The 19,668-nt window shown below is 64.9% G+C and carries 20 protein-coding genes; 15 read left to right on the top strand and 5 right to left on the bottom strand.

Features of this window, described 5'->3' with window-relative positions; all coding sequences use genetic code 11:
• Window positions 1-19: 19 nt before the first annotated feature.
• Both LY44_RS04215 and cbbR read right to left on the bottom strand, forming a co-directional pair.
• Window positions 20-991 (bottom strand): quinone oxidoreductase family protein, encoded by a 972-nt coding sequence (locus LY44_RS04215; RefSeq protein WP_055208314.1) that lies wholly within the window; start codon window positions 989-991, stop codon window positions 20-22.
• An 81-nt stretch (window positions 992-1,072) separates the two neighbouring features.
• Window positions 1,073-2,014 (bottom strand): LysR family regulator CbbR, encoded by a 942-nt coding sequence (cbbR, locus tag LY44_RS04210; protein ID WP_055208316.1) that lies wholly within the window; start codon window positions 2,012-2,014, stop codon window positions 1,073-1,075.
• Between the two features lie 92 nt (window positions 2,015-2,106).
• On the opposite strand from cbbR, the gene LY44_RS04205 reads away from it, so the two are divergent.
• The 12 genes from LY44_RS04205 (at window position 2,107) to LY44_RS04150 (ending at window position 13,657) form a co-directional block, all read left to right on the top strand.
• Window positions 2,107-3,102 (top strand): class 1 fructose-bisphosphatase, encoded by a 996-nt coding sequence (locus LY44_RS04205; RefSeq protein WP_055208941.1) that lies wholly within the window; start codon window positions 2,107-2,109, stop codon window positions 3,100-3,102.
• Window positions 3,103-3,106: 4 nt separating this feature from the next.
• On the top strand, window positions 3,107-3,985 hold the full coding sequence (locus LY44_RS04200; protein WP_055208318.1) for a phosphoribulokinase: 879 nt from the start codon (window positions 3,107-3,109) through the stop codon (window positions 3,983-3,985).
• A gap of 83 nt (window positions 3,986-4,068) precedes the next feature.
• The gene (gene tkt, locus LY44_RS04195) at window positions 4,069-6,042 is read left to right on the top strand and encodes a transketolase (RefSeq protein WP_055208320.1); all 1,974 of its coding nucleotides are present in this window, start codon (window positions 4,069-4,071) and stop codon (window positions 6,040-6,042) included.
• Window positions 6,043-6,050: 8 nt separating this feature from the next.
• On the top strand, window positions 6,051-7,052 hold the full coding sequence (gene gap, locus LY44_RS04190) for a type I glyceraldehyde-3-phosphate dehydrogenase (RefSeq protein WP_055208322.1): 1,002 nt from the start codon (window positions 6,051-6,053) through the stop codon (window positions 7,050-7,052).
• A 79-nt stretch (window positions 7,053-7,131) separates the two neighbouring features.
• Window positions 7,132-8,196, top strand: coding sequence for a class II fructose-bisphosphate aldolase (gene fba / locus LY44_RS04185; RefSeq protein WP_055208323.1), 1,065 nt, complete (start codon window positions 7,132-7,134; stop codon window positions 8,194-8,196).
• 18 nt (window positions 8,197-8,214) lie between these two features.
• Window positions 8,215-9,591, top strand: a complete 1,377-nt coding sequence (locus tag LY44_RS04180; RefSeq protein WP_055208325.1) for a ribulose-bisphosphate carboxylase — start codon at window positions 8,215-8,217, stop codon at window positions 9,589-9,591.
• 56 nt (window positions 9,592-9,647) lie between these two features.
• On the top strand, window positions 9,648-10,334 hold the full coding sequence (gene rpe / locus LY44_RS04175) for a ribulose-phosphate 3-epimerase (RefSeq protein ID WP_055208329.1): 687 nt from the start codon (window positions 9,648-9,650) through the stop codon (window positions 10,332-10,334).
• 8 nt (window positions 10,335-10,342) lie between these two features.
• Window positions 10,343-10,894 (top strand): thioredoxin family protein, encoded by a 552-nt coding sequence (locus LY44_RS04170; protein ID WP_055208335.1) that lies wholly within the window; start codon window positions 10,343-10,345, stop codon window positions 10,892-10,894.
• Window positions 10,894-11,553: a phosphoglycolate phosphatase gene (locus tag LY44_RS04165; protein WP_055208338.1), complete on the top strand. Its 660-nt coding sequence runs from the start codon at window positions 10,894-10,896 to the stop codon at window positions 11,551-11,553. Before LY44_RS04170 ends, LY44_RS04165 begins: the two co-directional genes overlap by 1 nt.
• Window positions 11,544-12,227: an HAD family hydrolase gene (locus LY44_RS04160; protein ID WP_055208341.1), complete on the top strand. Its 684-nt coding sequence runs from the start codon at window positions 11,544-11,546 to the stop codon at window positions 12,225-12,227. The genes LY44_RS04165 and LY44_RS04160 overlap by 10 nt, the downstream gene beginning before the upstream one ends.
• Before the next feature lie 60 nt (window positions 12,228-12,287).
• Window positions 12,288-12,728 (top strand): TIGR01244 family sulfur transferase, encoded by a 441-nt coding sequence (locus LY44_RS04155; RefSeq protein WP_055208344.1) that lies wholly within the window; start codon window positions 12,288-12,290, stop codon window positions 12,726-12,728.
• Between the two features lie 176 nt (window positions 12,729-12,904).
• Window positions 12,905-13,657, top strand: a complete 753-nt coding sequence (locus tag LY44_RS04150) for a LuxR family transcriptional regulator (protein ID WP_055208348.1) — start codon at window positions 12,905-12,907, stop codon at window positions 13,655-13,657.
• 332 nt (window positions 13,658-13,989) lie between these two features.
• On the opposite strand, the gene tsf is transcribed toward LY44_RS04150, so the two are convergent.
• Both tsf and rpsB read right to left on the bottom strand, forming a co-directional pair.
• Window positions 13,990-14,898 carry a translation elongation factor Ts gene (gene tsf, locus LY44_RS04145; RefSeq protein ID WP_013067546.1) on the bottom strand — a complete coding sequence of 303 codons (909 nt, stop codon included), beginning with the start codon at window positions 14,896-14,898 and terminating at the stop codon, window positions 13,990-13,992.
• A gap of 70 nt (window positions 14,899-14,968) precedes the next feature.
• The gene (gene rpsB / locus LY44_RS04140; protein WP_055208350.1) at window positions 14,969-15,724 is read right to left on the bottom strand and encodes a 30S ribosomal protein S2; all 756 of its coding nucleotides are present in this window, start codon (window positions 15,722-15,724) and stop codon (window positions 14,969-14,971) included.
• A 317-nt stretch (window positions 15,725-16,041) separates the two neighbouring features.
• On the opposite strand from rpsB, the gene LY44_RS04135 reads away from it, so the two are divergent.
• The 3 genes from LY44_RS04135 to LY44_RS04125 are packed head-to-tail and all read left to right on the top strand — an operon-like array spanning window position 16,042 to window position 18,637.
• The gene (locus LY44_RS04135; RefSeq protein WP_055208352.1) at window positions 16,042-16,938 is read left to right on the top strand and encodes a PfkB family carbohydrate kinase; all 897 of its coding nucleotides are present in this window, start codon (window positions 16,042-16,044) and stop codon (window positions 16,936-16,938) included.
• A complete protein-coding gene (locus LY44_RS04130) occupies window positions 16,935-17,852 on the top strand; it encodes a pseudouridine-5'-phosphate glycosidase (RefSeq protein ID WP_055208354.1) in 918 nt (305 codons plus the stop codon). Before LY44_RS04135 ends, LY44_RS04130 begins: the two co-directional genes overlap by 4 nt.
• Before the next feature lie 59 nt (window positions 17,853-17,911).
• A complete protein-coding gene (locus tag LY44_RS04125; protein ID WP_055208356.1) occupies window positions 17,912-18,637 on the top strand; it encodes a DUF502 domain-containing protein in 726 nt (241 codons plus the stop codon).
• A 188-nt stretch (window positions 18,638-18,825) separates the two neighbouring features.
• On the opposite strand, the gene LY44_RS04120 is transcribed toward LY44_RS04125, so the two are convergent.
• On the bottom strand, window positions 18,826-19,599 hold the full coding sequence (locus LY44_RS04120; protein ID WP_055208358.1) for a 3-hydroxybutyrate dehydrogenase: 774 nt from the start codon (window positions 19,597-19,599) through the stop codon (window positions 18,826-18,828).
• Window positions 19,600-19,668: the final 69 nt, after the last annotated feature.

Here is a 19,668-nt window from a genome sequence, read left to right as displayed (position 1 = left end):
AGGTGCTGTACGAGATCCGTCATGGGGTCAAAATCGTGCAGCCGATGGTTTTTCGGCTCTCAAGCGCGGTATGGGCGGCGGCGACATCCTTCAGGTCGTAGCGCTGCCCGATCTCGACCCGGATCGTGCCGTCCTGGATCAGATCGAAGATCTCGCGGCTGGCCTGGCGCAGCCAGCCCGGCTGCGCCGTATGATGGAACAGCGTCGGCCGTGTCAGCCGCAGCGAGCCGCGCGCCAGATCGGTGATGCGGAAATCCAGCGCCGGACCCGAGCTTTGCCCGAAACTGACCAGCGTGCCGAAGGTCTCCAGCACCTCGATCGATTTCTTCACCGTCACCGCACCGACCGAGTCATAAACCGCCTGCACGCCCTTGCCATCGGTCAGCCGCATCGTCTCGGCGACGAAATCCGTGGTCTTGTAGTCGATCACCGCATCATAACCATGCGCCAGCGCCAGCGCGCATTTCTCGGGCGTGCCCGCCGTGCCGATCGCCCGCACGCCCTTGTGCTTCAGCCATTGCCCGGCCAGCAACCCGACACCGCCCGCTGCCGCATGCACCAGCACGCAATCCCCCGCAGCCACCGGATAGGAATGATGGATCAGGTAATGCACGGTCAGCCCCTTGAGCATCACCGCCGCCGCGATCTCGTCGCTGATGCCCTCCGGGATCGGCACCAGATCATCGGCCGCGATCACCCGATGACTGGCATAGGCGCCATTGCGCACCGTATAGGCGACGCGCAGGCCCGGCGGCAGATCGACCCCGGGTCCGACCGCCTCGATCACCCCCGCCGCTTCGCCCCCGGGGATCAGATCCGCCGGCACGTCCCAGGGATAAAGCCCGGTGCGGAAATAGACGTCGATATAGTTCAACCCGATCGCGGTCTGGCGCAGCACCACCTCGCCCGGGCCCGGCGGCGGCAGCTCACGGTCGATCCGGCGAAAATTCTCCACCCCGCCCGGGGCGGTCACGGCCATCGCATAGCGCATTGCAGTCTCCTTCCGACAGATGGTCCACGGCCTGAGCCAACCTTGGCCAGTGGACCGTTTGCGCTCACAATGACCCCGCGATCACGATGCGTCAATCATCGGAATCGTTGGGAAATAACTGCCCCGAAGCGCCAGGATCGCCTCCCACAGCCGTTCGGCCACCGGACGCGGCACCTCGTCCTCGCGCCGGACCATGAACCAGTTGCGCACGATCGGCAGACCCGGCGCCGAGAGTTCCACCAGCCGCCCCGAGCCCAGTTCCTCGGTCACCGTATGCAGGCTGAGAAACGCGATGCCAAGGCCCGCCATCACCGCCTGCTTGATCGTCTCGTTGCTTTCCATCTCCATCGTCTCGAAGGCGCGCCCGTCCGCCACCCGGTCCAGCCAGCGCTCCATCAGGATCCGCGTCCCCGAGCCCGGCTCGCGCGTCAGGAACACCTCGTCCAGCAGCGCATCCGCACTGACCCCCTGCCCCAGCAGCCGATGCCCCGGCGGCACGAGCAAGCTATGCGGATGCGGACCAAGCGGCTCGGCCAGCACCGGCGGCCGCCGCGGTGGCCGCCCCATGATCGCAATTTCAAAGGCGCCGCGTTCCAGCCCCTCGATCGTGGTTTCGCGGTTGCCCACCCGCAGCGCCACTTCGATATCCGGGTGCGAAAGACTCAGCGCCTTGACCAGCCTTGGCGCGAAATATTTCGCCGTCGAGACCACGCCCAGCGTGACCCGACCGGTTTTCCCGCGTGATAGCGCTGCCAGATCGGCCCCGGCCTGCGACAAAGCGTCTTCGATCCGCTTCGCCGCCGCCAGCATCGCATGACCGGCATCGGTCAGGTCCGACCCCGCCCCATCCGTCGCCCGCTGCAACAGGCGCACTTGAACTGCATCCTCCAAGCCCTTGATTTGCGTATGAATTGCGGGCGTCGTCAGGCCAAGCGCCTGTCCCGCCGCGGTCAGAGAGCCCCATTTTGCAACCGCTCTGAGCGCGCGCAGTTGCTTCATCGTGATCCCGTCCAGCCGGACCATGTTAAATTTTCCTGAAAGCGAGTTGCCGAATTTCAAATTTGCATGAAACCGCTTTCGGCGCAACGTCCGGCCAACCGAATGAGGAGGAGGCCATGGCGATCGAGCTTGAAGGTCTCGGGCTTAGCCCGGAACTGGCGGATGTGATGACCCGGCTGGCGCGTGTGGGGGCGGATCTGGCCCGCACTATTGCCCGCAACGGGGTGGATGCGGACCTGGCAGCGGGCGTCGGCACCAATGCCGGGGGCGATGGTCAAAAGGCGCTTGACGTGATGGCCGATGACGCCTTCCGCGAGGCGCTGACCGGCACCGCCGTCGCTTATTATGCTTCCGAAGAACAGGACGAGGTGGTGACGCTGGGCGAAGGCACGCTGGCGCTGGCCATCGACCCGCTCGACGGCTCCTCGAACATCGACGTGAACGTGTCGATCGGCACGATCTTCTCGATCTTCCCGGCGACCGACGATCCGAACACCAGCTTCCTGCGCAAGGGCTCGGAACAGCTGGCGGGCGGCTATATCATCTACGGGCCGCAATGCGCGCTGGTCTGCAGCTTCGGGCGCGGCGTGCATCACTGGGTGCTTGACCTCGACAGCCGCAACTTCAAGCGCCTGCCCGACATCAAGATGCTGCCGCAAGACACCTCGGAATATGCGATCAACGCCTCGAACTACCGGCACTGGCCCTCGCCGATCCGCGCCTTCATCGACGATCTGGTGGCGGGCGCCGAGGGGCCGCGCGGGCGCAATTTCAACATGCGCTGGATCGCCTCGCTCGTTGCCGAAACCCACCGCATCCTGATGCGCGGTGGCGTCTTTCTTTACCCGGGCGACGAACGCAAGGGCTATGCCCGCGGCCGTCTGCGCCATGTCTATGAATGTGCGCCGATCGCCTTTCTGATCACGCAAGTGGGCGGCGGCGCCACCGACGGCTGCGAGGACATCCTCTCGGCCCTGCCCGACAAGCTGCATGCGCGCACGCCCTTCGTTTTTGGCTGCGCGGCCAAGGTGGCGCGCGTCACCGCCTATCACGACCTGCCCGGGGAGGAGACCTCGGCACTCTTCAACACCCGCGGTCTTTTCCGGAGCTGATCTCATGTCGAAAAAATATCCCATCATCTCTGTCGTCGGCTCCTCGGGCGCTGGCACCTCGACCGTCAAGGCCACCTTCGACCAGATCTTCCGCCGCGAAGGCGTGCGCGCGGTCTCGATCGAGGGCGACGCCTTCCACCGCTTCAACCGCGCCGACATGAAGGCGGAACTGGACCGCCGCTATGCCGCGGGCGATGCCACCTTCTCGCATTTCTCCTACGAGGCGAATGCGCTGGAAGATCTGGAACGCGTCTTCCGCGAATATGGTGAAACCGGCAAGGGCCGCACCCGGCGTTATGTCCATGACGCCAATGAATCGGCGAAATACGGCGTCGAACCGGGCCATTTCACCGATTGGGCGCCGTTCGAGGAAGACACCGACCTTCTCTTCTACGAAGGCCTGCATGGCTGCGTCTCGACCGAGGACATCAATATCGCCGCCCATGCCGATCTGAAGATCGGTGTCGTGCCGGTGATCAACCTCGAATGGATCCAGAAGATCCACCGCGACCGTGCGCAGCGCGGCTACACGACCGAGGCCGTCACCGATGTCATCTTGCGCCGCATGCATGCCTATGTGCATTGCATCGTGCCGCAATTCTCGCAGACCGACATCAACTTCCAGCGCGTGCCGGTGGTCGACACGTCGAACCCGTTCATCACCCGCTGGATCCCGACGCCGGACGAAAGCCTGATCGTGATCCGGTTCCGCAACCCGCGCGGCATCGACTTCCCCTATCTGACCTCGATGATCCATGGATCCTGGATGAGCCGGGCGAATTCGATCGTGATCCCGGGCAACAAGCAGGATCTGGCGATGCAGCTGATCCTGACGCCCCTGATCGAGCGGCTGGTCCGCGAAGGCCGCCGCGCGCGCGCCTGAAACGACGTGATTTCAAGACATTGGCGAGGTCCGGCAAACCGGGCCCGCCGCTCGGACGAAGGGCTCATCAGGGAGGAGGAGCCATGAAGGATCTGGATATGGCGCAGGAAACGCGGATGGCCAATGCCATTCGGGCGCTGGCGATGGATGCGGTGGAACAGGCGAAATCCGGGCATCCCGGCATGCCGATGGGCATGGCCGATGTTGCCACCGTTCTTTTCAACCGTTTCATGAAAATCGACCCCGCCGCGCCGAAATGGCCCGACCGCGACCGCTTCGTGCTGTCCGCGGGGCACGGCTCGATGCTGCTTTACGCGCTGCACCATCTGCTCGGCTATGCCGACATGGATATCGAGCAGCTGAAGAACTTCCGTCAGCTTGGCGCCCGCACCGCCGGTCACCCGGAATATGGCCATGCGGACGGCATCGAGATGACCACCGGCCCGCTCGGTCAGGGGATTGCGACCGCGGTCGGCATGGCGCTGGCCGAGCGCATGAAGAACGCCCGCTATGGCGATGATCTTGTGGATCATTTCACCTATGTCATCGCCGGGGACGGCTGCCTGATGGAGGGCATCAGCCACGAGGCGATCGACCTGGCCGGGCATCTGGGGCTGGGCCGTCTGATCGTGCTTTGGGATGACAACCGCATCACCATCGACGGCGACACCGATCTTTCGACCTCGACCGATCAGCTGGCGCGTTTTGCCGCCTCGGGCTGGCATGTGCAATCCTGCGACGGCCATGCGCCCAATGACATCGCCGCCGCGATCGAGGCCGCCAAGGCCGACCCGCGTCCCTCGATGATCGCCTGCCGCACCGTGATCGGCTTTGGTGCGCCGAACAAGCAGGGCGGCCATGATGTGCACGGCGCGCCGCTCGGCGCCGAGGAAATCGCCGCGGCCCGGGCCTTCCTTGACTGGCCGCATGCTCCTTTCGAAATCCCTTCCGAACTCACCGCGGCCTGGGGCCGGGTTGCGGCACGGGGGGCTTCGGCGCGGGCAAACTGGGAGGCGCGGTTGCAAAACCACGCTGCCCGCGCCGACTTCATCAAGGCCGAGGCCGATGACACATCGGCCCTGCCCGCCGCCATCGCGGCCTATAAAGCGCGTCTTTCGGCCGACAAGCCGAAGGTCGCGACGCGCAAGGCCAGCGAAATGGCGCTTGAGGTGGTGAACGCCACCCTGCCCCAATCCGTCGGCGGCTCGGCCGATCTGACCGGCTCGAATCTGACCCGGTCGAAGGGGATGGTTTCGGTGAAGCCGGGCGCCTTTGCGGGCAATTACATCCACTACGGCATCCGCGAACACGGGATGGCGGCGGCGATGAACGGCATCGCGCTGCATGGCGGCCTGCGCCCCTATGGCGGCACCTTCATGGCCTTTGCCGATTACTGCCGCCCCGCGATCCGGCTTTCGGCGCTGATGGGGGTTCCCGTCACTTACGTGATGACCCATGACTCGATCGGTCTGGGCGAAGACGGTCCGACGCACCAGCCGGTCGAGCATCTGGCCTCGCTGCGGGCGATCCCGAACCTGAACGTGATCCGCCCCGCCGATGCGGTCGAGACCGCCGAGGCCTGGGAAATCGCCATGACCTCGAAGGCGACGCCGAGCCTGCTGGTGCTGTCGCGGCAGAACCTGCCGACGGTGCGCACCACGCATACGGCCGAGAACCTGACCGCGCGCGGCGCTTATCTGTTGCGCGATCCCGAGGACCGGCAGGTGACGCTGATCGCCACCGGCTCCGAGGTCGAGATTGCGCTCGCCGCCGCCGATCAGCTGGCGAAGGAAGGCATCCGCGCCGCCGTCGTCTCCGCCCCCTGCTTTGAACTTTTCGCGGCGCAACCGCGTGACTATGTGACCAAGGTTCTGGGCACGGCGCCGCGGGTAGGCTGCGAGGCCGCGATCCGGCAGGGCTGGTGCTTGCTGCTCGGGCCGACCGACGCCTTTGTCGGCATGACCGGCTTTGGCGCCTCGGCCCCTGCCCCGCAGCTTTATCAACACTTCAACATCACCGCAGAGGCGATTGTCTCTGAAGCAAAAAACCTGATCTGAGGGAAAAGATGACCGTCAAAGTTGCCATCAACGGTTTTGGCCGCATCGGCCGCAACGTGCTGCGCGCCATCGTCGAATCGGGCCGCACCGATATCGAAGTCGTCGCGATCAACGACCTTGGCCCGGTCGAGACCAATGCCCATCTGCTGCGCTTCGATAGCGTCCACGGCCGCTTCCCGGCGACCGTGACCACCGGCGAGGACTGGATCGACGTCGGCCGCGGCCCGATCAAGGTCACCGCGATCCGCAACCCGGCCGAACTCCCCTGGGGCAATGTCGATGTCGCGCTGGAATGCACCGGCATCTTCACCACCAAGGACAAGGCCGCTGCCCACCTGCAAAACGGCTCGAAACGCGTTCTGGTCTCGGCGCCCTGCGACAACGCCGACAAGACCATCGTCTTTGGCGTGAACCACGCCACGCTGACGGCCGAAGACATGGTCGTGTCGAACGCGTCCTGCACCACCAACTGCCTGAGCCCCGTCGCCAAGGCGCTGAATGACGCGATCGGAATCTCGAAAGGCTTCATGACGACGATCCACAGCTATACCGGCGATCAGCCGACGCTCGACACGATGCACAAGGATCTCTACCGCGCCCGCGCCGCCGCGCTCAGCATGATCCCGACCTCGACCGGCGCCGCCAAGGCCGTGGGGCTGGTGCTGCCGGAACTCAAGGGCAAGCTTGACGGCGTCGCGATCCGGGTTCCCACCCCGAATGTCTCGGTGGTGGATCTGGTGTTCGAAGCCGCGCGCGACACCACCGTTGCGGAAGTGAACGCCGCGATCCGTGCCGCGGCGGATGGCCCGCTGAAAGGCGTGCTGGGCTATACCGACCAGCCGAACGTGTCGACCGACTTCAACCACGATCCGCATTCCTCGGTCTTCCACATGGATCAGACCAAGGTGATGGAGGGCCGGATGGTCCGCATCCTGTCGTGGTATGACAATGAATGGGGCTTCTCGAACCGCATGGCGGATACCGCCGTCGCGATGGGCAAGCTGATCTGAACCAAGCCGGGGGCTCTGCCCCCGGACCCCCGAGGTATTTGGAGCAAGATGAAAAGCTCCGCGAGTTGAGGAAACCAAAATGGCACTGATCACCCTTCGGCAACTGCTGGACCACGCCGCAGAATATTCCTATGGCGTGCCCGCCTTCAACATCAACAACATGGAACAGGGCCTCGCCATCATGGAGGCCGCCAAGGCCGTCGATGCGCCGGTCATCATCCAGGCCTCGCGCGGCGCGCGCAGCTATGCCAATGACATCATGCTGGCGAAGATGATCGAAGCCTTGGCCGCGATCTATCCGGACATTCCGCTTTGCATGCATCAGGACCACGGCAACAACGAGGCCACCTGCATGACCGCGATCCGTCACGGCTTCACCTCGGTGATGATGGACGGCTCGCTGGAAGGGGATGCAAAGACGCCCGCAAGCTACGAATATAACGTCGAAATCTCGGAACGCGTTGCGCGGATGGCGCATTGGGTCGGCGCCTCGGTCGAGGGCGAACTGGGCGTTCTCGGTTCGCTGGAAACCGGCGAGGGCGAGGCCGAGGATGGCCATGGCGCGGTGGGCAAGCTCGATCATTCGATGCTGCTGACCGACCCCGATCAGGCCGTCGATTTCGTCAAGAAAACGCAAGTGGACGCGCTGGCCATCGCCTGCGGTACCTCGCATGGCGCCTACAAATTTTCGCGCAAGCCCGATGGCGAGATCCTGGCGATGTCGGTGATCGAGGCGATCCACAAGAAACTGCCGAACACCCACCTGGTGATGCACGGCTCGTCGTCGGTGCCGCAGGATCTGCAGGACATCATCAACGAATTCGGCGGGGCGATGCCGCAAACCTTCGGCGTGCCGGTCGAGGAAATCGTGCGCGGCATCAAGATGGGCGTGCGCAAGGTCAATATCGACACCGACTGCCGCATGGCGATGACCGGGCAGTTCCGCCGCATCGCCGAGCAGAACAAGGCCGAATTCGATCCGCGCAAATTCCTCAAACCCGCGATGGATGCGATGCGCGATCTGTGCAAGGCGCGTCTTGAAGCCTTCGGCACCGCGGGCCATGCTTCGAAAATCAAGGTCATCCCGATGGATGACATGGCGAAACGCTATGCCAGCGGCTCGCTTGCGCCGAAAACCAACTGATCGAAAGGACCCCTCATCATGGATCAGTCTAACCGTTACGCCCGGCTTGACCTCAAGGAAGCCGATCTCATCGCCGGCGGGCGCCATGTGCTCTGCGCCTATATCATGAAGCCCAAGGCGGGCTACGGCTATCTGGAAACCGCCGCCCATTTCGCCGCCGAAAGCTCGACCGGGACCAACGTCGAAGTGTCCACCACCGACGATTTCACCCGCGGCGTCGATGCGCTGGTCTATGAGATCGACCCGGAAAAAGAGATCATGAAGATCGCCTATCCGGTCGAGCTCTTTGACCGCAACATCATCGACGGCCGGGCGATGCTGTGCTCGTTCCTGACGCTGACGATCGGCAACAACCAGGGCATGGGCGACGTCGAATACGCCAAGATGCACGATTTCTACGTGCCGCCCTGCTATCTGCGCCTGTTCGACGGCCCCTCGATGAACATCGCCGACATGTGGCGGGTTCTGGGCCGTCCGGTGGTCGATGGCGGCATGGTCGTCGGCACGATCATCAAGCCGAAGCTGGGTCTGCGTCCGAAGCCCTTTGCGGACGCCTGCTATGAATTCTGGCTGGGTGGCGATTTCATCAAGAATGACGAGCCGCAGGGCAACCAGACCTTCGCGCCGCTGAAGGAGACCATCCGTCTGGTGGCGGATGCGATGAAACGGGCGCAGGACGAAACCGGCGAAGCCAAGCTCTTCTCGGCCAACATCACCGCCGACGATCATTACGAAATGGTCGCCCGTGGCGAATACATCCTTGAAACCTTTGGCGAAAATGCCGATCACGTCGCCTTCCTCGTGGATGGCTACGTCACCGGCCCGGCGGCGATCACCACCGCGCGGCGCTCCTTCCCGCGGCAGTTCCTGCACTACCACCGCGCGGGCCATGGCGCCGTGACCTCGCCGCAGTCGATGCGCGGCTACACCGCCTTCGTTCTGTCCAAGATGTCGCGTCTGCAAGGGGCTAGCGGAATCCACACCGGCACGATGGGCTATGGCAAGATGGAAGGCGATGCTTCCGACAAGATCATGGCCTACATGCTGACCGACGAGGCGGCGCAGGGCCCGTTCTACCATCAGGACTGGCTCGGCATGAAAGCCACGACGCCGATCATCTCGGGCGGCATGAACGCGCTGCGTCTGCCGGGCTTCTTCGACAACCTTGGCCATTCGAACGTGATCCAGACCTCGGGCGGCGGCGCCTTTGGCCACCTTGACGGCGGCACCGCCGGGGCGAAATCGCTGCGGCAATCCTGCGATGCCTGGAAGGCGGGCGTGGATCTGGTGACCTATGCGAAATCGCATCGCGAACTTGCCCGGGCGTTCGAGAGCTTCCCGAACGATGCCGACAAGCTCTATCCGGGCTGGCGCGTTGCTCTGGGCGTGAACTGAACGCCGTGATAGTCGGGCGGGGGGACACCCCCGCCCCAACCCCTCAGGAGACCGACATGACCTTCGACCGTTCCATCAAGATCGCCCCCTCGATCCTTTCTGCCGACTTCGCCGACTTCGGCCGTGAAATCCAGGCCATCGAGGCGCAGGGCGCCGATTGGGTGCATGTCGACGTGATGGATGGGCATTTCGTGCCGAACCTCACCTTTGGTCCGCCCGCCGTCGCGGCCTTCCGCAAGCATGTGAAAACCGTGATGGACGTGCATCTGATGATCTCGCCGGTCGATGCCTATATCGACGCTTATGCGCAGGCGGGCGCCGATGTGCTGACCGCCCATGTCGAGGCCGGGCCGCATATCCACCGCACGCTGCAGGCGATCCGCGCCGCCGGGATGAAGTCGGGCGTGGCGATCAACCCCGGCACACCGGCCGAAGCGATCGAGCATGTGCTTGATATTGCGGATGTTGTCTGCGTGATGACGGTGAACCCCGGCTTTGGCGGGCAGAAATATATCGACATGACGGCCAAGGTGCGCAAGCTGCGCGCGATGATCGGCGACCGTCCGGTGCATATCGAGATCGACGGCGGCATGGACCCGGTCACCGCGCCCTTGATGGCGGCAGCGGGCGCCGATGTCTTCGTGGCCGGTTCGGGCGTCTTCAAGGGCGGCTCGGTGTCCACCCCCGAGGTCTATGGCAAGAACATCGCCGCGATCCGCGCCGCGGCGCAAGCCGCCCTCTGAGGTTCGCGATGGCCGTATCCCCTCCGGTCTGCGACTTCGGCTGGAAAGCCCCGGATTTCCGCCTGCCCGACACCTCGGGCAGGTTCTGGAGCCTCGACGACATCCGCGGGCCGAAAGGCCTGCTGATCATGTTCATCTGCAACCATTGCCCCTATGTTCAGGCGATCCTCGACCGGCTGCAACGCGATGCCGAGGCGCTGATGGATCTGGGCATCGGCGTGGCGGCGATTTCGTCGAACGATGTCGCAAGCTATCCCGAGGACAGCCCGGCAAACATGGCGCGTCTGGCGGCGGAACGGGGCTTCCGTTTCCCCTATCTTTTTGACGAAACGCAAGCGGTGGCAAAGGCTTACGACGCGATCTGCACGCCGGATTTCTTCGGGTTCAACGCCGAATGTCAACTGCAGTATCGCGGCCGTCTTGACGCGTCGGGCCGCACCCCGGGTCCGGCCGATGCGCGCCGCGAGCTTTACGAGGCGATGCTGAGCGTGGCCGAAACGGGTCAGGGACCGCGGGACCAGATCGCCTCGATGGGCTGTTCGATCAAATGGAAAGAGTGATGGCGCCAGCGCTGATTTTCGATCTCGATGGCACGCTGATCGATTCGGCGCCCGCCATCCACAAGGTCTCGAACGATGTGCTGAGGGCACGCGGCTACGCGCCCCTCGGCCTTGATCAGATCCGCAGCTTCGTTGGGCAAGGCGCCCCTCATCTGGTGCGGTGCCTGCTGACCACCGCGGGCGAAGACCCGGAAGGGCCGCTTTTCGACGCGATCTATGCCGATCTGGTGAGCCGCTATGAGACCGATGTCGAGGGCAACACGCTTTACCCGGGTGTGATCACGGCCTTGCAGCGTCTGCGGGAGATGGGCTGCCCGATGGCGATCACCACCAACAAGCCCTACAAGCCCGCTCTTGCCGCAATCGCCCATGTCGGTCTGACGGATTATTTCCAGCTTGTCATCGGCGGCGACAGCCTGCCCACCCGCAAGCCGAACCCCGAGATGGTGAACGAGGCGCGCAGAGTGTTGCGCCGCCCACACGCGCTTTACATCGGCGACAGCGAGATCGACGCACAGACGGCGCAAAACGCGGGACTGCCCTTCGTGATCTATACCGAGGGCTATCGCAAGACCCCGCTCGACGCGCTGCCCCACGCCGCAAAGTTTCACGATTTCAGCGCCCTGCCGGGCATCGTTGAGGGATGGACATGGAGCTGAAGGCGCTGATTTTCGATGTCGACGGCACTTTGGCGGAAACCGAGGAAGTCCATCGGCAAGCCTTCAACGAGACTTTCGCGGCGCAGGGGCTCGACTGGTACTGGTCGAAGGAAGATTATCGGACGCTTCTGCGCACCACCGGCGGCAAGGAGCGGATGGCGAAACACCGCGAAAATCTGGGTTCCGGGCCTTCGGACGCCAAGATCGCCGATCTGCACAAAGCCAAGACGCAACGCTATGTCGAGATCATCGCTTCGGGGCAGGTCGGCTTGCTGCCGGGCGTCGCGGAGCTGATCGACCGGGCGAAAGCCTCGGGACTTCGCCTCGCCATTGCCACCACCACCACGCGGGCCAATGTGGATGCGCTGATCGCCGCCACTTTCAGCAAGCCTGCCGGGGACATTTTCGAGGTGATTGCCGCCGGGGACGAGGTGGCGCAAAAGAAACCCGCCCCGGATGTCTATCTGCGGGCATTGCAGGGGCTTGGCCTGCCGCCTGCGGCCTGCCTGGCCTTTGAAGACAGCCGCGCCGGTCTTGCCTCGGCCAGGGCCGCCGGGCTTCGGGTCGTCCTGACGCCCTCGGAATACACCCGCGGGGATGACTTTTCCGCCGCGGATTGGCGGATCCCCGATCTGAGCGCCGCCGCGACCCAAGCGATCCCGGAGCTGCCCTGAGCCCCTTGCACCTGCCGGCCGCGCGGTCCAGAGTGGCCGCGGAACTTGCCGGAGGAAGACATGGACCTGCGTACCCTGACGCCCGATTTCGCCGTGGCGCCGCAGATCGCCCTTGACGATATCGCCGAGGCCGCCCGCCTCGGCTTTCGCACGCTGATCAACAATCGCCCGGATGAAGAGGTCGAATCCGGTCTCAATGCCGCGCTGCAGGCCGCCGCCGCCGCCGCCGGGCTGTCCTATGTGCATCTGCCCTATTATCCGGGCGAACTGACCCCCGATCTGATCGCCGGTTTCGAGGCGGCCCTTGCCGCGGCCGACGCGCCGGTTCTGGCCTGGTGCCGGTCCGGGACGCGATCCTCGCATCTGTGGGCCCTGAGCCAGGCCGGACAGCGGCCGCTCGAGGAGATTGTGCAGACTGCCCAAAATGCGGGCTATGATCTCTCTGCCCTTGTGCCGATGCTGCGCGCCAAAGCCGCCGACAGCAGCGGCGTCATTGTGTGAAGATCTAAACTTAAACACTTGGTAAAAAAGCAGAATCGCACAGATCACCCGAAGATGGTGCGATCTGCGACCTTGTGACATGCCACGCGCTGCGGGGCGGAACGGACTTGCGCCGAAGGGTCGACGCATGGCAAAACCGTGATCTGTGCAAGCTTGCGAGGTGTGAGACGCGCGCAATGCTCGATCATCTTGAAAAACTCCTGGTCGCCGATGACATCGCGACCATCTGGAGCATGCATTGTGCGCAGATGGCGAAGTTCGGCTTTGATCGTCTGATCTACGGGTTCACCCGTTTCAGCGCGACGCAGAACCTTGGCTCTCTCGACGACACGCTGATCCTGTCCAACCACGATCCGGCCTATCTGAATTCCTTTCTGGGCGCCGGTCTCTTCTCGGAAGCGCCGATGGTGAAATGGGCCATCGACTCGGTGGGGGCCTGTTCGTGGCGCATGGTCGCCGAACGGATGGCGGCGGGCGAGCTGACCGAGGGCGAGCGCAAGGTGATCGAACTGAACCGCCGCTTTCAGGTGCTGGCGGGCTATTCGATCGGCTTTCCCGACACATCCGCCCGCGCCAAAGGGGCGATCGGCCTCTGCGCGCAGCCCGGCCTGACACAGGCCGATGTCGATGCGATCTGGGACGAACATGGCCGCGACCTGCGGGTGCTGAATTCGATCATGCATCTGAAAATCAGCGCCCTGCCCTTTTCGACCACGCGTCGGCCGCTGACCGCGCGTCAGCGCGAGGTGCTGGAATGGGTCGGCGACGGCAAGACCTCGGCCGATATCGCGCAAATCCTCGGCCTGACCACGGCCACGGTCGAGAAACATCTGCGCCTTGCCCGCGAGGCCCTCGAGGTCGAGACCACCGCGCAGGCCCTGCTCAAGGCCTCGATGCAGAAACAGCTTTTCATCACCTCCGCCCCCTAGCCCGGGCGAGCCATCCAAAAGACTGCGACATTCTGGCATGGTAAGGAATACCTGACTACTCCGAATCCATAGAAATGCCTTAGATACACGTGTTCCGTGAGTGGTGGCTTCGGCCAAGAACGGGGAAGCAGTCGAAGATTGATCCGACGAGATCCCACCCGGTTTTCCGGTACGGCCCAGCGGGTTTATAGTCACCCGTCTGGGCCGTTTCAATTTCATGCATGAAAAATGCATCTCCTGCCGTCACGTCAACGCCCAAAGAACCGCGTCAACGCCGCAACGAAAAACGCCGCCCCGAAGGGCGGCGCTGTCTTTTGCCAAAGGGGCAGCGCTTACGCGCCGACCATCTTCGCCACTTCGGCGGCGAAATCCTCTTCCTTCTTCTCGACGCCTTCGCCCACGGCAAGACGCGCGAAGCCGGTGATTTCCACGCCCGCCTCGGTCGCGGCCTGGGCCACGGTCACATCGGGGTTCATCACGAATTTCTGGTTCACGAGGGTCACTTCCTCGAGGAACTTCTTCATCCGGCCCGGGATGATGTTGTTGTGGATCACCTGCTCGGGCTTCGGCTTGGCCGAGGTGGCGTTCTCTTCCAGCGCCTTGGCGGTCTGCACCTGCAGCTCGCGCTCCAGCACGGCCGGGTCGAGGCTGGCTTCGTTCAGCGAGATCGGCGCGGTCGCCGCGATATGCATCGCGAATTGCTTGCCGATTTCCTGCGCCTTGGCGGCATCGCCCTTCAGCGCGACCAGAACGCCGATCTTGCCCATTTCCGGCGCGGCGGCATTGTGGACATAGGAAACGATGGTGTCGCCTTCCAGAATGTGCAGGCGGCGGAAGGTCATGTTTTCGCCGATGCGGGCGATGGCTTCGCCAAGCACTTCGTCAACGGTCTTGCCGTTCAGCGCCGCGGCCTTCACCACTTCGACCGATTCGCCCACTTCCAGCGCGGTTTTCGCCACGTCGCGCACCAGCGCCTGGAAATCGGTGTTCTTCGCAACGAAGTCGGTTTCCGAGTTGATCTCGATCGCGACACCGCGGCCGGTGGTCACGGCCACGCCGATCAGACCTTCCGCGGCAACGCGGTCGGCTTTCTTCGCGGCTTTCGCCAGCCCCTTGGTGCGCAGCCAGTCGATGGCGGCATCCATGTTGCCGTCGCATTCGGTCAGCGCCTTCTTCGCGTCCATCATGCCTGCGCCGGTGGTTTCGCGCAGTTCCTTCACCATCTGAGCGGTGACAGCCATCGGATCTCTCCTTGGAATGGGGTGAGGGCGGGGTTACCCCCGCCCGATGTCATTTGCGTGACGGCCGGGCTCAGGCCTCGGCGGCAACCTCGACCGGGGCTTCTTCCAGCGCGCCCAGGTCGACACCGGCGGCGCCCATCTGCGCGCTCATGCCGTCCAGCGCGGCGCGCGAGACGAGGTCGCAGTAAAGCGCGATGGCGCGGGCGGCGTCATCGTTGCCCGGGATGATGTAATCCACGCCCTTGGGCGAGCAGTTGGTATCGACCACGGCCACGACCGGGATGCCCAGCTTCTGCGCTTCGAGGATGGCGAGGTCTTCCTTCGACACGTCAATCACGAAGAGCAGGTCCGGCAGACCGCCCATTTCGCGGATCCCGCCCAGCGAGGCCTGCAGCTTGGCCTGCTCGCGTTCCATGCCCAGACGTTCTTTCTTGGTCAGGCCTTCGGCGCCCGAGGCCATGATCTCGTCGATCTGTTTCAGACGGGCGATCGACTGCGACACGGTCTTCCAGTTCGTCAGCGTGCCACCCAGCCAGCGGTGGTTCATGTAGTATTGCGCGCATTTTTCCGCGGCATCGGCGACGGCTTTCGCAGCCTGACGCTTGGTGCCGACAAACAGCACGCGGCCGCCCTTGGCGACGGTGTCCCGGACCACGTTAAGCGCCGCGTCGAGCATCGGCACGGTCTGGGTCAGGTCGATGATGTGGATGCCGTTGCGATCGCCATAGATGAACTCCGCCATGCGCGGGTTCCAGCGTTGCGTCTGGTGGCCGTAGTGAACGCCAGCTTCAAGAAGCTGACGCAGCGAGAAATCGGGAAGCGCCATGGTCCATTTCCTTTCCGGTTTGCGCCTGAGCGGAGGAATTTCAGGGTTGCCCCCAACCGGTGGACCGAACGGGGATGTCTCCCGCCGTCGGCCCGCCTCCGCCTGTGAAGTGCGCGCCCTATAGACCAGCCTTCCCCCTCTGGCAAGCCCCCGCCCCCGTCTTTGGCCAGGGATGCCTCCGGCGGGGATATTTTCGGCACAAGGAATGTCATTTTCTTCGCTTGCCGTTCAACTTGCCTGAAATACCTCGGGGGTGCGGGGGCAGCGCCCCCGTTCTTCGCTTGCACCCGGAAAGGCATCGTAGCACCAAGGGGGACATGAAAGACACTCCCGACATTCTTTGCATCGGCTCGGTCCTGTGGGACATCATCGGCCGCGCGCCGGTGCACATGCGGGCGGGCTCCGACGTGCCCGGGCGGATCACCCGCCTGCCCGGCGGCGTGGCGATGAACATCGCGATGACGCTGACCCGGTTCGGCCTGCGCCCCGCCATCCTGACCGCGATCGGCCGCGACACGCAGGGGGCGGAGCTGGTTCAATCCGCCGAACTGATGGGGATCGACTGCCGCTTCCTCTATCGCTCGGAGGATCTGCCCACAGATCGCTACATGGCGATCGAGGGCGCGAATGGTCTGGTCGCGGCGATTGCCGATGCCCACAGCCTTGAAGCGGCGGGCGACAAGATTCTGCGCCCGCTCGGCGATGGCCGTCTGGGCAGCGCCGCGGCGCCCTGGCCGGGGCCCGTGGCGCTTGACGGCAACCTGACCCAGGCGCTGCTGGCCGAGATCGCGCGTTCGCCGCTCTTCGCCGCTGCCGATCTGCGGGTGGCGCCGGCCAGCCCGGGCAAGGCGGAGCGGCTGGCGCCGCTGCTCTCGCAGCCCAATGCGACGATCTATGTGAACCTCGAAGAGGCCGGGATCCTGTGCCAGCGCAGCTTTGCGGGCGCCGGGGCCGCGGCAGAAGCCCTGCTCGCCCGCGGGGCCCGTCATGTGCTTGTCACCGACGGCGGCAAGCCTGCGGCGGACGGACGGCAGGGCGCGGGTGTCCTCACCGCCGCGCCGCCGCCCGTGCTGGTCACCCGCGTCACCGGCGCGGGCGACACCTTCATGGCCGCCCATCTGGTGGCCGAGCGCGAAGGCGCGGATCGCGAGACCGCCCTTGACCGCGCCCTTGCCGCCGCTGCTCGCTACGTCTCCGGAGACAAACCCATATGACCGCCCTGCCGCTTGCCTTTTCCCCCGAAGTCCGCGCCGCCCTTGACGCGGGCCGCCCCGTCGTCGCGCTGGAAAGCACGATCATCACCCATGGCATGCCCTGGCCGCAAAACCTCGACACCGCGCGCCGGGTCGAGGCCGAGGTCCGCACCGCCGGGGCCACCCCCGCCACGATCGCGGTGATGGGCGGGCGCATCCACATCGGCCTGACCGCGACGGAGCTGGAAACGCTGGCGCAGGCGACGGGGGTGATGAAGCTCTCGCGCGCCGATCTGGCCTTTTGCCTCGCCACCGGGGGCATCGGCGCCACCACGGTGGCCGCCACGATGATCTGCGCGCATCTGGCCGGGATCGCGGTCTTCGCCACCGGCGGCATCGGCGGCGTGCATCGCGGCGCCGAGGACAGCTTCGACATCTCGGCCGATCTGACCGAGCTGGGCCTGACCCCGGTCACCGTCGTCGCGGCCGGGGCCAAAGCCATCCTTGATCTGAACAAAACCCTGGAAGTTCTTGAAACGAATGGGGTTCCCGTAATCGCATTCGGCCAGGACGACTTCCCCGCCTTCTGGTCGCGCAGCTCGGGCCTGCGCGCGCCGCTGCGCGCCGAGACCGCCGCCGAGATCGCCCGAGCGCATCTGCTGCGCGCCCGTCTCGGCCTTGCGGGCGGACAGCTTGTCGCCAATCCGATCCCGCCCGAGGCCGAGATCGCCCGCGAGGACATCCTTCCCGTCATCGAAACCGCTCTGGCCGAGGCCGCGGCACGGGGGATCGCGGCAAAAGCCGTCACCCCCTTCCTGCTCTCCCGGATCTTCGAGCTGACCGAGGGACGCTCGCTTGCGGCCAATATCGCCCTTGTCCTGAACAACGCCCGCCTTGGCGCCGCCATCGCGCGCGAAATCGCGGCCTTGCGGTGACCGGCACATTGCCTCCGCCGCCCGCCGATCCTAACTCTGGTGCAAACACGAGGCCCAGCATGACCGAGCATGATCCGCATCCGACGCCGCAAGAGCAGCTCTCGCTCATGCCGCAGCCGCACAAGCGGGGATTTCTGGCCGGGCTGCGGGCCTCGTTCCTGACCGGGCTGATCGTCATTGCGCCGATTGCCGCGACGCTGTGGCTGATGTGGACGCTGGCGGGCATGGTCGATGGCTGGGTGCTGCCCTTCATCCCGGCGCATATGCGCCCCGAAACCTATGTCGGCACCAATCTGCGCGGCGTGGGGGTGGTGATCTTCCTGCTCTTCACCCTCACGGTGGGGGCCTTGGCGCGCAATTTCATCGGCCGCGCGGTGATCCGCTTCGGCGAGGCGCTGGTGGACCGGATGCCGGTGGTGCGCTCGGTCTACAACGGCGTCAAGCAGATCGCCGAAACCGTGCTGAGCCAGGGCGAGACGAAATTCGACCGCGCCTGCATGATCGACTATCCGCGCCCCGGGCTGAAGGCGATCGCCTTCGTCTCGGCCAAGGCCAAGGGCGAGATCGCGCTGCAGGCCGCGCCGGAAGATCCGCTGATCTCGGTCTTCCTGCCGACGACGCCGAACCCGACCTCGGGCTTTCTGCTTTATGTGCCGGAAAGCCAGATCACCTATCTCGACATGTCGGTCGAGGATGCGGCCAAGCTGATCATCTCGGCCGGTCTCGTCTATCCGTCGGAGAAGAAAGCGGAGCCGTCAGCGAAGACACCGAAAGCGGCGGCCTGAAACCGGTTTCGCCGCGCGCGCGGCGACTCACGGGGGCTCCGCCCCCGCACCCCCGGCGTATTTTGCCAAGGAAAGGCAGGGCCTTCTTCCGCGCTGCCGCGGTCCTTTCATCTTGCCTCAAATACCTCGGGGGTCCGGGGGCGGAGCCCCCGGCGGGTCGCCTCGGGCTTGCCCCGAGGCGAAATCCCTCACAACGCCGTCCAGCCGCCATCCACCGAAATCGTCGTGCCGGTGATCTGCGCCGCCGCCTCGGAACACAGGAAAACCGTCGTCCCGCCCAGCTGCTCGACCGTCGCGAACTGTTTCGAGGGCTGGCGCGTCAGCATCACCTCGCGGATCACCGTCTCGCGGTCCATCCCATGCACCTTCATTTGATCGGGGATCTGCGCCTCGACCAGCGGCGTCAGCACATAGCCCGGGCAGATCGCGTTGCAGGTGATCGGCTCCTCGGCGGTTTCCAGCGCCACCGTCTTGGTGAGGCCGACAATGCCGTGTTTGGCCGCCACATAGGCCGATTTGAACGGCGAGGCGGTCAGCCCATGCGCCGAGGCGATGTTGACCACCCTGCCCCAACCCGCCGCCCGCATCAGCGGCAGCGCCGCCGCCGTGGTGTGAAACGCCGAGCTGAGGTTGATCGCGATGATCGCATCCCATTTCTCGGCCGGGAACCGATCCACCGGCGCCACATGCTGGATGCCCGCATTGTTCACCAGAATGTCGCAGCGCCCCGCCTGCGCCACCAGCGCCCGGCAGTCCGCGCCTTGCGACATGTCCGCCCTGATGTAGCGCGCCGTCACCCCGAATTCGCTCGCCAGCGCCGCGGCCAGGGCGTGATCCTCGGGACGATCGGTGAACGAGTTCAGCACCACATCGGCCCCGGCCCGTGCCAGTTCCCGCGCCACCCCAAGCCCGATCCCCGAATTGGATCCGGTGATCACCGCCGTCTTGCCCTTCAGGCTCATGGTTCCCTCCTCCAGCTGTTGCGCAGAAAGAAGTAACCCCCTCGCACGGTTCCGCAACCGCGAAGAGCG

This window comes from Rhodobacter capsulatus (assembly GCF_003254295.1).
GTDB classification, from domain to species: Bacteria; Pseudomonadota; Alphaproteobacteria; order Rhodobacterales; family Rhodobacteraceae; genus Rhodobacter; species Rhodobacter capsulatus.
Note: the sequence above shows the minus strand (reverse complement) of the source record. Positions and strands in the feature narration are given on the sequence as shown.